This is a genomic window from Dictyobacter kobayashii, assembly GCF_003967555.1.
Classification (GTDB): Bacteria; Chloroflexota; Ktedonobacteria; order Ktedonobacterales; family Ktedonobacteraceae; genus Dictyobacter; species Dictyobacter kobayashii.
Map to the genome: position 1 here is coordinate 5,654,196 of NZ_BIFS01000001.1, position 12,615 is coordinate 5,666,810.

The following is a 12,615-nucleotide window of genomic DNA, read 5'->3' on the forward strand; positions in this document are numbered from 1 at the left end:
TTAACTGATGAATATAGTGTCGGGCCAGCTAGAAATTGTGAATTGCCTGGAATTTTTGGTGATATATTTCACTTTTCTCATCTTCTAAATGGTTGTAGTAAGTCGATGATAATGAGCACAACGAGGATGATCATGGGGAAGATCAAAGAGTTCAGCGCGAAGCGCAGTTCGAGGGCACTGCCGCAGATGGCTCCTATCACATAGGAGGCCCACACCCCACTCAGCAAGAGGAGATGGCGAAATGCTGTTCGTTGCCATGAAGCACGCATGGCCTGCAAAAAAGAATGTTCGATGAGCTGTTCATGCAGCCAGGGCAGATATTGTAACAGAGCATTGGCCCAATTGCTCAGCACCCCCGTCACAAAAGTCGTACTGATGCCCTGACCACTGGCCTGCCGTACCGTTGTCGTCTGGAGCCCCATTGTCAGCGTAAGCAAGATCGTGCATAGATAAAAGTTCCACGATTGAACCGGGAGAATACTCCCATTCTGTAAAGAGCGGCTCCCAAGGATGAGGAATGCCAGCAGAGATGCCAGTTCCAGCGTAAAGATGATAGAAAAGGGAGAGCGAATATGCGCTAGCCTGGCCAGCACCAGCACCAGGAAGCCCAGCATATTTCCCAGGAAGAACACGATGATAGGCAGGCCACTGCGGAAAGCTGCGTGCCAGTCCAGGTGGCCCAGGGCCGCGCCAGTAGCCATACTATTGCCACTCATAAACGAGGCTCCAAGCTGCTGCAGGACCAGAAAGCCAATTGCGTCACCGAACGCGGCCACCCAGGCGAGCAGGAAGACCGCCCAGGTGTGCTCGAATGTTTGTGTGGTGTTCACATTTGAAGAAGGCCTTGTATATTGTCGCATAAATCTCTCTATCGACAGAAAATGATTGATCGTCTGGTTTATGTCTCGGGGTTATGTATTTGTTGATTCTTCATGCAGGAGCGTCTGAAGCGGGGACAAGCCCGCACGTACAATTCGTATTCCTTTGGGCTTTCTCCTTGATCAGATTAAAGAGGCTTGCGGATGCGGGTCAGAAACCAGGTCACGGCATGAAAAAAGCGCTCGCTGCGCACGGCCTCATTGAAGGCAGTGATCCACAGCTCGGCTTCTTCCGGGGTGACCACGGCGTGCTGGCAGGCCAGTTCCATACCCTCGACAAAATGGGCGCGGGCCTCGATATTCTTATAGTCCGTAGTAACGCAGGTGAGTGGCTCGATATGGATATCTGTGACGCCGAGATCTTTGCAGAGGGCATAGAGGCGGTGCGCGATGTCTGGTTGTTTCATGCCAGCGTTGCGGAAGCGCAAGAAGCGGCGCGTCACATCGGGATAGGGAGAGTCAAGAACCTGGGTTTCGTGGTCGGCCTCGGCAATGACCAGCAGGCCGCCGGGCTTCATGACTCGGATCAACTCGGCCAGCGCCCGTCTAGGATTGGATAGATGCTGGAAGGTTTTTTCAGCGTAGCAGCGATCGAAAGTATTGTCCGCGAAAGAAAGCTCGTGGAGGTCACCCTGCATAAAGCGTAGTGGCAGGCTGAAATCAGGTGTACGCCGACGGGCCACCTCAACCATCCGCTGGCTAAAATCCAGCCCGGTCACATGTCCGCCTGGACCGACCAGGCGGGCAAAGGCGCACATCTTCGCCCGTGCCAGAGCCAGCATCCAACACCAGCAATCCTGGTTGGAGTTCGAGTAAGCTCTGGGCGTGCTGCTTGTATTGGAGGGTAAAAGGATTATCCAGTTGGGCATCCAACAATTGAATATATATGTTGGGGTTAAGCGCCTGATCCACATCCGAAAACTCTGTGCGCGGCTGTTGAAAATCTCTCATCGCCTGCTCCTTTGCCTGCAATTTTTGCCAATTCATATACAGTATAATCTATGTAGAATGTGTGTGCACAGCCCTTCAGGGATAAAATTGTAGCGCGTTGGAAAATGGGTTAATTGCACCATGTTTTGTGGCATTGGATCGCAGTATACTCTCTGATATAGCAGGAAGTGGATAGGTTGATAATATAGATATATTATAGTGTTTCTTATCAGGGAAGATATTTTTATGCAGAGCCAGCATACGGGCGAAAAAGAGATATATAAGCAGGATACAGTGCAGAGTATACCCGAGCAACGTTATAGCGTAAGTGGGCCGAGTAAAGGTGAGCGTAGATTCCGGGCTTTTTCGGTGTCTATGCTGGTGGTGGCGCTGGGATTGTGTCTGTGCGCGGTGACTGTAGTGGGGACGCCGATCTGGTTGTTATATCAATTGCAGCGGGGGCTGACATATGGATATATCTCAATTGATGATCCACGCATGACGCATCCGCAGCATGTGGGTGATACAGTAGCTGATAGCGGTATACAATTGACGCTGGTATCGATTCACCATGCCCAGGACGACAAAGGGAAGACGTTCCTGGTTGTACATGCCCGGTTTCAGTTAGATCCCAATAATTCGCAGGCAGACAGATATGATCCTGGCACATTTGTCGTATACAGTTCACCAGTTCTGCAGGGCCATCAATACAGAGGCCAGGCTATCCAGCCGGTTGATGATAATGGTCCGGTGCCTGCATATTATGCGGACACACGTTTAAAATTGGCGCAACTCACCATACAGGAAGGTGAGAGTAAAGAAGGTGATATTCTTTTTAGCGTGCCAGCCGACCATGGACCATTGGAACTGGTATGGATGCCTCCTGCCACCGGCTCAGAGGAACAATTCGCCTGGGACATTCATGCCAACACCTGTCTGCTGGTAAAGCTAGACCTGTGCTAAACGCCTTTTAGAGTACCTGGCCGCCCTATCGATAATATAGAGTTAATGCTATCGATAGGGCGGCTCTTTATAGCAGGATTATTGCGGCGTAATAGCCAATAAGGCTATCGGGCGCGAAAATCTCAACCATTCCCGTTTTTTGTACTGAAAAAGCTTTGTATTCAGATAGCTTTTTCATGCTGTAGAAGCATGCTAATAATTAAATGGGGACGGAAAGGATTTCTGAACATTATGCGCCGTTTGAAGACTCTACATGTAGGCCCTGTTCTCTTTCGCGTACTTTTCCTCCTGGTGGTCCTGATCTGTATTTTTTCGGTATTGTGGGCACCAACCAGTTCATCCGCGCCAGCGTTTGCGCAAACGCCCCTGGTTCAGACGAGCACCCCGACTGGCCAGAAGCCACATGCCAGCACCGTGGGTCCACGACATGTGCAATTCAAGGAGAAAGCCTTCCCGCTGGCACCGCGTGCCAGCTATACTGGTACCAGCGTTGTTTTTGTGCATGGCTTGAATGGTGGGGATGGATTGTTTGGCACGGCCTCCAATGGGAGCGAGACGATGCCTGATTGTGAGGGCTACTGGCAGGACGCCGCTGGTTTTCTCGCCTCACGTTGGATGGGGGACCTGAGGCAGATCAGCTATTATAACCGAGAGGTCAAAGCCGATGGCTCGGATTGTGCCAGCAATGGCAATGAGCAAAACTCCATCAGCCACTACTCGGCTGACCTGCATGATGCTCTCTACCGCGCTCACTGTGCCAGTCTGGGCAACACCTATGATGGCACAAATAATGAGAGTATCGACCATCTTAGCTGCCTGTTTGCCTGGTATTTATTTTATAATTTCGGGCAGCGCAACTGGTCGGAGATCCTGATTGGACACAGTATGGGTGGGCTGATCATTCGGCATACCATGGAGCTGGTAGAGGAGCATGCGCCCTGGATGCCCACAACCATCGGGACCGTTACCGACGCCATCACCTTTAATACCCCCCACAACGGGGTCTTTGGAGCCGCGCTGGCCTGTGCCAACTGTACGCAAGGAAGGGAGATGAACTGGGGCAGCAGCTTTATGCGCGACCTGAGCGCCCACGCCCAGCATCCCAATAGCGGCAACACCGACTGGACCGTTGTCGGGAGCCATTGCGATGGGCTGGTCGGCAATAGCTCACTCATGATGGATGCCAACCATAAAGTCTGGTACGACAACTCATCCAATCCAGCCTGTTATAATCACGGCGGAGCCATTCACGATCCCTCGACCGTCCTTAACGCCCAGGCCAGCTATTGTGATACTACCAAACCCTATAGCAATGACTGCGTCTATGATGATGGTCAAGGACAGGGGCCAGGCTGGTATTATGAGGATACCAGCTATCCACATGGGCTGCAGGAAATGTACTATGCCCTGGAAAGCTACGCCTGGTAATGCTGAGTTTGAAGGCTATGTAGCCCTGGTTATCTTCATTGGGTAGGGTTCAAGCACGAGCGGACCCTGCCCACATGTAGCTCAAAAAAGAGCGGAGTTGCCATGATGAGCAAAGCACCGACCTATGAAGCAGGTATTGTGGGACTGGCCACCCTGAGTTTATTGCTGGACGTAGTGGCCGGAACCATCTTCTTTACCTCAACCATCCCCGCGACGGCGGCCTATATCAACACCCTCGCATTTGGCCACATACGGCTATGGAACATCCTCTATCCCATCTTCTTTGTAGCGCCCCTGGGTGCCATCCTCCTGAGCACACTGGCCCTATTCTGGAATCGTCATATACATTCAGCCGCTGGTAAGGCGATCGCCATTACCGCCCTGGCCTTTGGCCTGCTCTTCTGCTGTCTGGGCATCTGTATGGCTGTGATCATGCAGGCCTGGGGAGCCTCGCATTGAAGACCATATCCTTCTCACGGAATGCTGACCAGGATATGTTTTTCAAATGAGGTGGTGATATGCCACATTGCCAGCATAAGGCCGATTGGGAGCAGGATGCTTGCCAGCATAACTGGCAGGCAGTAAAGTTTTGTTTTCATGATTGCGTATACTCCTATGAAAATAGAAATCGGCTGCGGATTTGTTTTATATATAGGTAATATATATGCCTGCTATAATAAAAGCTTTTATGGATAGGAATATGCTGCTGTGTTAATCTGGGTGAAAAAATAATAGAATGTGAAAGAGTCGGAACATGAGGGAAGTATAGCTGCTTGTAAAGTCGCTGACCTTCTGTTATACTCAATTCGTTGCACGTCGTTTTTTGTTAGCTGAAAGGAGGAAAGAAATATATGGACAGTACATTTATCTTCATGGGGACTGTGCACTTCTTCAGCCGGGTGTGTGGTGCTTAGCCGCACGATTTCTTATAGTGATGGACTTGCTCGCTTGCTTGCACCTCTCTGCTGATGGATAGATCCGTATCTATTCATGCCACTGCACTGCTCCTCTTGTTTTCACCTCGATAAGATATGTTCCGGGATAGTTTGTGTCCTGGGGCGACCATGTTTTTTGCAAGTAAGAAATGAGAAAGAAATAGATGAAAGAACAGACGACACGTTCACTGGCTGCTTTTTACCAGGGGTGGGATGCGTATCAGAAACACTTGATGAACGCGCTGGCCCCGCTTACACTGGAGCAGTTAAACATACAGGCTTCACAGAATTTGCGTTCGGTCGGGACGATTGCCAGGCATATTATTGGTGCGCGTGCACGCTGGCTTTATTATGTTCTCAAGGAAGAGCATGCGGAGCTACTGGCGTTGGGTATATGGGATGATGCTGATCAGCCAGCTCGGTCGGGTCAAGAGCTGGTTCAGGGATTGGAGACAACCTGGCGAATACTTCAGGATTGTCTGCAGCGCTGGACGATTGCCGATATGGAGGATCTATTGCATGATGTTGATGATGATGGGCAGGAAGAGACCTTCACCCGGCAATGGGTGATCTGGCACCTGATCGAGCATGACTTGCATCATGGTGGCGAAATCTCGTTTGTACTGGGGATGCATGGGCTGACGGCCATCGACCTGTAATTTGTAGTTTTGTCATTATTTTCGATTGGGAAGGGCAAAGTGGAGGCAAGCTCTACACGTACAGAGCGTGTTGGGGCTTGCATTCATTCAATGTTAGTGTTTTAGCTCTTGTCGCGTCCCTTCTTTTACTTTAAAACATGGTACCATGTAGAGAAGAAGCTATTGCGCATGGATAGCTTACGAATGATATCGGTGTGTCAGGAGAAGGAGGAGTATGTGAGCGAAGAGCCCGGCCCATACGAAGATTTGGTACGACGACGACAGGAGAATATTGGCAGGTATTTTTGGCGTGCCCACCGCGCCTTTGTTGCGCTATCGGTGCGTAAACTGGCGGCCCGGGGCCATACCGGGTTGTCGCCAGCCCACACAACCCTTATTTCTCATCTCGATACAGAAGGCACACGCATCACGACATTGGCTAAACGCATGAATATTACCAAACAGGCGGCGGGACATCTGGTGGCCGACCTGGCCAAAAAAGGTTACGTTGTCAGCGCCCCTGACTCGACGGATCGACGCGCGGTGCAGGTCACCTTCACTGAGCTGGGCTGGCGATTTCTTCACGATGCCTATGAGCTTAAAGGTGAGATGGAACAGGAATTCAGCGCTATCCTGGGCGAGGAGCGCTTTAAGCAGTTGCGCGAGACACTCGATGATCTGCTGGCGCATATTGAAGACGAAAAGGATGTTGTCGAATAAAGACGGAGTAAGATGGGAAAAAGCGCGCCCACGAGGGGCGCGTACGTTTTATATTTTTTTGCCCGTTGCGCTTAAGGCATCCTCGACCTCTGCGAGGGGAAGATGATCGCCGATCAGGTCGGAGTAGAAGGCTAGCTGGATACACTGGTCAGGCCCGATCAGGAAATCGGCCGGGAGGCGCTCGAAATTTGCGCCTTTTTCGTGGAGGAGTTGATAGCCGATAGCAGCAGCATCCTGGATCATGCGCTGAAACTCTGGGGTCTCAACGCGGGCCATACTGGCCTGTGTCTTCTCTTGCGATACTTCAACGCCATACAGATCGTAGAGCCGCGCGGTCGGATCGGCGATAATGGGGAAAGGCACCTCTTGTCTGGAGGTCACATATTGGAGGATGCTGCTAACTGGCGACTCGAAAACGGCCAGGAACTCCAGGCCGCGTGCGTGGAGTTCGGGATAGCGTTGTATCAATTGGTGGACGCGTAGATTGCAGATAGCACAGGCCCCGTTGCGCAGGAAGGTGAGCAGGACGGGTTTCCCTTCGTATGCACGCAGGTCGATGCGTGCGCCGAAAATATCCTCTGCCTCAAACTGGGGCGCGACTTCTCTTCTATGGAGTTTCATTATAGGTTCCTCGCTGTTTTCTTGTATGATAAAAATAGACAACATGGTTTACTAAATATATGGTAAACCATGTTGTCTATTTTGTCAAGCATAGAAATGTATTAGAATGGAAGCGGCGGAAAGACCCTCTCGCACTGTTGGTCTGGTTTTTAATGGGACAGGCTTCTGCGCATTGCCAGGATGCCCAGGGTGATGGTGATGGCCGCGGATACGATCAGGATGGATATGTCCAGGCTGAATTGGTCGGCGGAATGGTAGAAGATGGCCTGTTCAAGAGCGTGCCGTCCATAGGTTAGCGGGACGAAGGCGGCGATGTTTTGTAGCCAGTCTGGCTCGAAGGCCAGGACGCCAATGCCTCCAGCGAGGAAGAACAGGTAGACTGCTACGTTAATGGAGACGGCAAGCACAGGCTGTATACGTTGGAGGGCTGCTCCGATAGCGACACCGAGGCCGGCACTGAAGAGCGCGATGAGAGCCAGTGTCAGCAGGGTGGTAAGCCAGTAGATGCCCTCGGGTTGTGTCCAGCCTAAGATATATCCGAGGAGCAGGACTAGCGTGCCCAGAATGAATGAGATGGAGAAGCCGGCCAGGACTTTACCCAGGATGATCGCTCCGCGTGCCACTGGTGCGAGCAGCAATTCTTTGACGGTGTAGCTCTCCCATTCGCGCGCCGCCGCCAGGCCGCCATTGAGGATGCCGCTGATGCAGAGCAGGAGCAAGATCGTTGGCAAGACGCCATATTGGAAGAGTTCGATATCGCGCTGGCGTAGATTGGTCTCGTGCATCGTCACAGCGATCGGGCTCGCGCTACCCTGGGCCTGGTAAAACTGGGTAATGGCATCGGGGACCGAGCGCCGAATGTCGTTCGTGAAGTCCAGGTTCAGGTTATTAACCGTCACCTCGATGGGCGCGCTCTGGTGAGCGGAGACGCGCTGTGTGAAGTCGGCCGGGATGGTAATCACGGCGGCTACCTTGACGGTATTGAGCAGCGTCTTTGCCTGGGCGGGCGTGGTGTCGGTGATGCGAAAGACATCGGCTTGATGGAATATCTGCGCCATCTGCTGCCCCTTCGCGCCTGAATCGAGCGTAACGAGCGCGACCGGATTGCGCCCAACGGCTACCGCGCCGAGCGCGCCAATGAGTAGAAAGGCCACCGGGGGAAGGATGGTCGCGGCCATATTGGCGGGTTGACGCAGGAAGATCGCAATATCCTTCCTGAGAATAACCCAGACGACCCGAAAAAATGTACTAAGCATAGTTGGATGAGCCTCCTCTATCAATGCGCCACTGAGCTACGACGGAGCACAATGGCCGTTAGGATGATGATGACAAGCGCGTAAGCCGCCAGGATAAGGGCGTTGGTGCCCAGACCATAGGTGTTCAGTATGAAGTTGTGAAAGGCATGCTGCTGCAGGACGATCGCATAGTACATAGGAAAAATTTGCGCGATGACTTGAATGGCGGGCGTGGTAAAAGAGAGCGGACCAAACGCGCCACTGATAAAGAAGAGCGGGATGGCGGTGCCAAAAGAGAGGACCAGAACCGGCTGGCGCTGCTTTATCAGGGTCCCGAGCAAGGTGCCAAGGGCCACGAAGAGCAGGAGCGTCAACAGGGTTATGCCGATCATTTCGCCCCAATGCGCGGGCCAGATGCCAATCACCAGGATGAGTACGAGCAGCACCACCACGGCCGAAGCGAGGCTGACGATAAACGCGCCCAGCATCTTGCCTACCGTAATGGCCCAGCGGCTGGCGGGAGAGAGCAGCAATTCTTTGATGGTCATATTCTCATACTCACGCGAGGCGGCCGTACCGGCTTGCAGGATGCCTCCCAGGGTCAGACCAACCACGAGGATAGAGACGGCCAGATAGGGGACGTAATCGGTATCCTGGGGCTGCAGGTCGCTTTCGTGTGGTGTAACGACAACGAGAGTGGGAAAGGCTTTGGAGTAGAACGTTGTGATGGAGAGTGGGATCGCGCGCCGAATATCATTGGTGAAATCGGTATTCAGGTTATTGATCTGCACTCCTACCTGGACCGGTTGATTCTGGTGGATACGGGCATCGAAATCGGCAGGAATAGTAACAACGGCAACGATTTTTCCGGTCTCGATCAACTGCTGTGCCTCGGTCGCACTGGCGGTACGCAGGCGAAACGAGTGCGCGTGGCTCATCGCGCTATAAAACTGTTGCGCGTAGGGACCGGTATCATGCATAACCACTGCCGTGGGGGCCTGGCTGCCTGCCAGCACGAAGAGGCTGAGCAAGATAAGTACATTTAGCGGCACAAATATACTGATAATAGTAAAGGTGCGCTCAGTGAGTGTACTCTTGATATCTTTAAGCATGCAGGCCCAGATGACGCGCAGCGTATAGTTTAGCGACATGGCTTTAGACGCTCCCTTCCCTATTAATCGCGCAACGCGCTTCCGGTCAGCAGCAAGAAGATCTCGTCCAGGTTCGGCTCACGAATAGCGATATCCCGGATACCATTCTCCTGCATCAGAATCGTGATCAACTGCGCCACGATATTGCTGGTCCCCTGGGTGGTGATCTTGAGATGTGTTCCATCCTGGGTGGCGCCGGTCACACCATCTAAGGCGCGCAGCTTCGCTATGTCCGTGGTAGGATGCTCAGTCTCTATCTCGATCACGCTCCCGCCGTACGTTTTCTTGAGGTGCTCGGGGGTATCAACGGCGATCAGCTTGCCGTGATCGATGATGGCCAGACGCTCACAGAGAGCCTGCGCCTCTTCCAGATAATTTGTCGTAATGAGCACGGTCTTGCCCTGATCGCGCAGCGACAGAACATAGTCCCAGATGGCGCGGCGGGCCTGCACATCGACGCCGAGCGTAGGCTCATCCAGATAGAGCAACTGTGGCTCGTGCAGCATGGCGCGTGCCAGGGCCAGGCGGCGCTTCATGCCACCCGAGAAGGTACCGACGCGCGAATCCTTGCGATCCAGCAACTGGACAAGTTCGAGCAGGCGTGTGATACGCTCCTTCTTCTCCCGGCGTGGAATGCCGAAAAGATCAGCATGAAAGTCCATATTGGCCCAGGCGGTAAGCTCTTCGTAGAGCGCCGTCTCCTGGGGCACGGAGCCGAGCAATTGCCGCACATGGCGCGACTGGCGATGGACGTTATAGCCCAGGACATAGACCTCGCCGCTGGTAGGAGCGCTCAGGCCGCTAATCATATTGATGGTGGTAGTCTTCCCCGAACCGTTTGGTCCGAGCAGACCAAAGATCTCACCCTGTTTTACGTTGAGCGAGAGATGATCCACGGCATGGAATGAGCCAAAGGATTTGCTGATATCGCGCATATCAATCGCCGGGATATCGCTGCGGCCGCCCTGTTGAGCGGCCGTATTTACTTGTGTCGCATCTTTACTCATGTGGTGGCTTCCTTTCCTGATGTTTCAGCCCAATAAAGCGCAGAACGATGATATTTTAAGCCGTAGGGGAATTTTCATTCCCGCTTGAGATGGCCTTCATATACAGGTCGACGATCTCCTCGATCTTCTCATTGGTAGGCGGCTGGGATTGGCCCTCGGGCCTGAACAGACCATCCATCAAGGCATAGGTAAGAAGTGGACCGATGAACGAACGCGTCATGACCTCCCGATCACCCCGCACAACTATCCCATTCTCCTGTGCCCGTTGGAGCATAGCGTTAACTTCCTTAAAGCCCCGCTCTGGAATCGTGGCGCGAAAAATATCAGTCAGTTGAGGGATGCGGTGGGAATCGGCAATGATCATGCGTAGTAGTGCCAGGTATTCCGGCCTCAACATGACTGAAACGATCCTTTTTGCCAGTTCGGCGAGCGCCCTATGTAGTTCTTCGGCACTATGAGGCTCTATCCGCTGTACAAAATCAAGCATCCGCAACTGTGGATGCTCGATAGTGAGCTCACGCAAGACATCGGCGAACAGCTCTTCCTTGCTGGGATAATAAGCATAGAGCGTGCGTTTTGAGACCCTCGCCTCACGAGCGAGCTCGTCCGTACTGGTGGCCGCAAAGCCCTCGCGCAGGAATACATGCCGCGCGCCCGTAAGTATCTGTTCCCGTTTGGCCTTTGCCCGAGCCCCATCTTCCACCTTTGATCCCATGCATCTTCTCCTTTGGTGTGAATGTATCGGTACGGTACAGTACCGTACCAGTACAAAAATGATAACATGGTTGTAATGGCTCTGTCAAGGAGCGTGTTGGAAGGGAAGAAGATGGGCAAGCCTCAATACCTTTTATTGAGCAACCAGGCAGCAAGAAAAGAGATTCGTATAGGTTCGGCCCTCAGCGGCCGATTGCCGCCCCGGTAGGGCGGCCCGGTCTCCTCACCACACGGTTGCTTGTCTCTGACACCTTGGCCCACGCGGTGCCCAAAAGGAGGGTCCGTGTTTGGGCACCGCGTGGAGGAAAAGGTGATGCCACGGGGCACCTGAGCGCTAGGATACTGGGCCGCCGGGGCGGCAATCGGGACAAGCCCCGAATCTATGCAATTCGTTGTTATTGTTGATTTTTCGTATATGAACGGATTAAGCGGGGCAAGCCCCGCACGTACAGATTGTTGTTATTGTTGATTTTTCGAGTAGGGAGATTAAAAGCGAGTGGTCGCATCAGGCATAGTAGTCTGGTGCTGTCTTGAGCGTTTGCCATTGGTGGCCATCGTGACCAAAGATCACCAGCGCGATCTGTTCTTGTTCGACCAGGGCCAGCAGTTTACGTGTGCTGGCGCGTACCTGTTCCTCGTTCTCATCCATCGGCCAGGCCGGTCGATCGGGGGTGAAGGCAAATTGCATCAGGACCGCATCGATGGTCAACAGGACCGGGCCCGTCTGTGGCAAGTGGAGTAGCACCGATTGATGGCCGGTAGTGTGGCCGCTGGTTTCCAGCAGGGTCAGTCCTGGAAAGAGCTCGGTATCGCCGTCGATCAGCCGATAATGGAGGTCCGGGTGGTCCCAGTGGGGCGCACAGCCGCAAAGCGCGGGTGGCCGCTGCGGGCCAGCTCGTAGTGGGAGCGCTGGACAACCAGTTCCGCTTGCGTAAAGGCATCATGATAACCGGCGTGATCGATATCGAAATGGGTACAGATCAGGACATCGATGTCGGTCGGCGAGAGGCCTAGATCGGCCAGGTGTGCCAGCACATTTTTCTCCTGGCGTGGCTCCGGCGCTCCTGTGGGCCGAGGAACCTCGGCTGGAAAGCCACTATCGATCAGAATGTGCTTGCCATCGCTCATCTCGATCAGATAGCTGACCAGCACCATTTCCAGTGTGCGGCCAGGGGCCGGGACGGTCGAGTAGGATAGCGGTAAGAGATACAATTTCTGTGGGGTGGCGGCATGTGTTGTCATGCGTCGAACCTTTCTGTGTTTATGCATCTGTTTCAAATTGTTAACTCCAATAGGTCCCACAGAAGAGTATAGGAGAATGTCAGAGCATAAACTGTAAATACCATTACAGACAAAAAGTGCAATTTGTGCTATGGTTGTGGTAGCAACAAAGTT

16 protein-coding genes are annotated in these 12,615 nt (G+C 53.0%); 5 read left to right on the top strand and 11 right to left on the bottom strand.

The genetic code is table 11. The annotated features are described in order from the left end of the window. Positions 1-77 precede the first annotated feature (77 nt). From EL645_RS25125 to EL645_RS39570, 3 genes are all read right to left on the bottom strand, one after another. Positions 78-860: a YoaK family protein gene (locus tag EL645_RS25125; protein WP_126553310.1), complete on the bottom strand. Its 783-nt coding sequence runs from the start codon at positions 858-860 to the stop codon at positions 78-80. Positions 861-1,006: 146 nt separating this feature from the next. After that, a complete protein-coding gene (locus tag EL645_RS25130) occupies positions 1,007-1,660 on the bottom strand; it encodes a methyltransferase domain-containing protein (protein WP_161977674.1) in 654 nt (217 codons plus the stop codon). Next, positions 1,578-1,829, bottom strand: coding sequence for a hypothetical protein (locus EL645_RS39570; RefSeq protein ID WP_161977675.1), 252 nt, complete (start codon positions 1,827-1,829; stop codon positions 1,578-1,580). The genes EL645_RS25130 and EL645_RS39570 overlap by 83 nt, the downstream gene beginning before the upstream one ends. Before the next feature lie 225 nt (positions 1,830-2,054). On the opposite strand from EL645_RS39570, the gene EL645_RS25135 reads away from it, so the two are divergent. The 3 genes from EL645_RS25135 to EL645_RS25145 all read left to right on the top strand — a co-directional run bounded on the left by EL645_RS25135 (position 2,055) and on the right by EL645_RS25145 (position 4,658). Then, positions 2,055-2,771, top strand: coding sequence for a DUF4352 domain-containing protein (locus tag EL645_RS25135; RefSeq protein ID WP_126553314.1), 717 nt, complete (start codon positions 2,055-2,057; stop codon positions 2,769-2,771). Positions 2,772-3,002: 231 nt separating this feature from the next. Next, the gene (locus EL645_RS25140; RefSeq protein WP_161977676.1) at positions 3,003-4,199 is read left to right on the top strand and encodes a PGAP1-like alpha/beta domain-containing protein; all 1,197 of its coding nucleotides are present in this window, start codon (positions 3,003-3,005) and stop codon (positions 4,197-4,199) included. A gap of 102 nt (positions 4,200-4,301) precedes the next feature. Next, positions 4,302-4,658, top strand: a complete 357-nt coding sequence (locus EL645_RS25145; protein ID WP_126553318.1) for a hypothetical protein — start codon at positions 4,302-4,304, stop codon at positions 4,656-4,658. Positions 4,659-4,672: 14 nt separating this feature from the next. Here EL645_RS25145 and EL645_RS44525 read toward each other — a convergent pair whose 3' ends face one another. Then, positions 4,673-4,798 carry a hypothetical protein gene (locus EL645_RS44525; RefSeq protein WP_281276362.1) on the bottom strand — a complete coding sequence of 42 codons (126 nt, stop codon included), beginning with the start codon at positions 4,796-4,798 and terminating at the stop codon, positions 4,673-4,675. A gap of 500 nt (positions 4,799-5,298) precedes the next feature. On the opposite strand from EL645_RS44525, the gene EL645_RS25150 reads away from it, so the two are divergent. Next, complete coding sequence (locus EL645_RS25150) at positions 5,299-5,793, top strand: DinB family protein (RefSeq protein WP_126553320.1); 495 nt, start codon at positions 5,299-5,301, stop codon at positions 5,791-5,793. A gap of 216 nt (positions 5,794-6,009) precedes the next feature. Beyond that, positions 6,010-6,492 carry a MarR family winged helix-turn-helix transcriptional regulator gene (locus tag EL645_RS25155; RefSeq protein ID WP_218032004.1) on the top strand — a complete coding sequence of 161 codons (483 nt, stop codon included), beginning with the start codon at positions 6,010-6,012 and terminating at the stop codon, positions 6,490-6,492. A 48-nt stretch (positions 6,493-6,540) separates the two neighbouring features. Here the strand turns inward: EL645_RS25155 and EL645_RS25160 are convergent, their stop codons facing one another. The 7 genes from EL645_RS25160 to EL645_RS43070 form a co-directional block, all read right to left on the bottom strand. Beyond that, positions 6,541-7,113: a redoxin domain-containing protein gene (locus EL645_RS25160; RefSeq protein WP_161977677.1), complete on the bottom strand. Its 573-nt coding sequence runs from the start codon at positions 7,111-7,113 to the stop codon at positions 6,541-6,543. A gap of 149 nt (positions 7,114-7,262) precedes the next feature. Next, positions 7,263-8,369: an ABC transporter permease gene (locus EL645_RS25165; RefSeq protein ID WP_126553325.1), complete on the bottom strand. Its 1,107-nt coding sequence runs from the start codon at positions 8,367-8,369 to the stop codon at positions 7,263-7,265. A 20-nt stretch (positions 8,370-8,389) separates the two neighbouring features. Continuing rightward, a complete protein-coding gene (locus tag EL645_RS25170; RefSeq protein WP_126553327.1) occupies positions 8,390-9,499 on the bottom strand; it encodes an ABC transporter permease in 1,110 nt (369 codons plus the stop codon). Positions 9,500-9,522: 23 nt separating this feature from the next. Then, positions 9,523-10,506, bottom strand: coding sequence for an ABC transporter ATP-binding protein (locus EL645_RS25175; protein ID WP_126553329.1), 984 nt, complete (start codon positions 10,504-10,506; stop codon positions 9,523-9,525). Between the two features lie 55 nt (positions 10,507-10,561). Next, positions 10,562-11,221 (bottom strand): TetR/AcrR family transcriptional regulator, encoded by a 660-nt coding sequence (locus EL645_RS25180; protein WP_126553331.1) that lies wholly within the window; start codon positions 11,219-11,221, stop codon positions 10,562-10,564. A gap of 504 nt (positions 11,222-11,725) precedes the next feature. Continuing rightward, entirely contained in the window at positions 11,726-11,953 is a 228-nt protein-coding gene (locus tag EL645_RS43065) for an MBL fold metallo-hydrolase (protein ID WP_246035469.1), read from the bottom strand. Between the two features lie 86 nt (positions 11,954-12,039). Further along, positions 12,040-12,462 (bottom strand): MBL fold metallo-hydrolase, encoded by a 423-nt coding sequence (locus tag EL645_RS43070; RefSeq protein WP_246035470.1) that lies wholly within the window; start codon positions 12,460-12,462, stop codon positions 12,040-12,042. Positions 12,463-12,615 lie beyond the last annotated feature (153 nt).

Coding starts and splice junctions, on each gene's coding strand:
- EL645_RS25125 (WP_126553310.1), bottom strand. CDS start 860: ATGCGACAATATACAAGGCCTTCTTCAAATGTGAACACCACACAAACA.
- EL645_RS25130 (WP_161977674.1), bottom strand. CDS start 1,660: ATGCTGGCTCTGGCACGGGCGAAGATGTGCGCCTTTGCCCGCCTGGTC.
- EL645_RS39570 (WP_161977675.1), bottom strand. CDS start 1,829: ATGAGAGATTTTCAACAGCCGCGCACAGAGTTTTCGGATGTGGATCAG.
- EL645_RS25135 (WP_126553314.1), top strand. CDS start 2,055: ATGCAGAGCCAGCATACGGGCGAAAAAGAGATATATAAGCAGGATACA.
- EL645_RS25140 (WP_161977676.1), top strand. CDS start 3,003: ATGCGCCGTTTGAAGACTCTACATGTAGGCCCTGTTCTCTTTCGCGTA.
- EL645_RS25145 (WP_126553318.1), top strand. CDS start 4,302: ATGATGAGCAAAGCACCGACCTATGAAGCAGGTATTGTGGGACTGGCC.
- EL645_RS44525 (WP_281276362.1), bottom strand. CDS start 4,798: ATGAAAACAAAACTTTACTGCCTGCCAGTTATGCTGGCAAGCATCCTG.
- EL645_RS25150 (WP_126553320.1), top strand. CDS start 5,299: ATGAAAGAACAGACGACACGTTCACTGGCTGCTTTTTACCAGGGGTGG.
- EL645_RS25160 (WP_161977677.1), bottom strand. CDS start 7,113: ATGAAACTCCATAGAAGAGAAGTCGCGCCCCAGTTTGAGGCAGAGGAT.
- EL645_RS25165 (WP_126553325.1), bottom strand. CDS start 8,369: ATGCTTAGTACATTTTTTCGGGTCGTCTGGGTTATTCTCAGGAAGGAT.
- EL645_RS25170 (WP_126553327.1), bottom strand. CDS start 9,499: ATGTCGCTAAACTATACGCTGCGCGTCATCTGGGCCTGCATGCTTAAA.
- EL645_RS25175 (WP_126553329.1), bottom strand. CDS start 10,506: ATGAGTAAAGATGCGACACAAGTAAATACGGCCGCTCAACAGGGCGGC.
- EL645_RS25180 (WP_126553331.1), bottom strand. CDS start 11,221: ATGGGATCAAAGGTGGAAGATGGGGCTCGGGCAAAGGCCAAACGGGAA.
- EL645_RS43070 (WP_246035470.1), bottom strand. CDS start 12,462: ATGACAACACATGCCGCCACCCCACAGAAATTGTATCTCTTACCGCTA.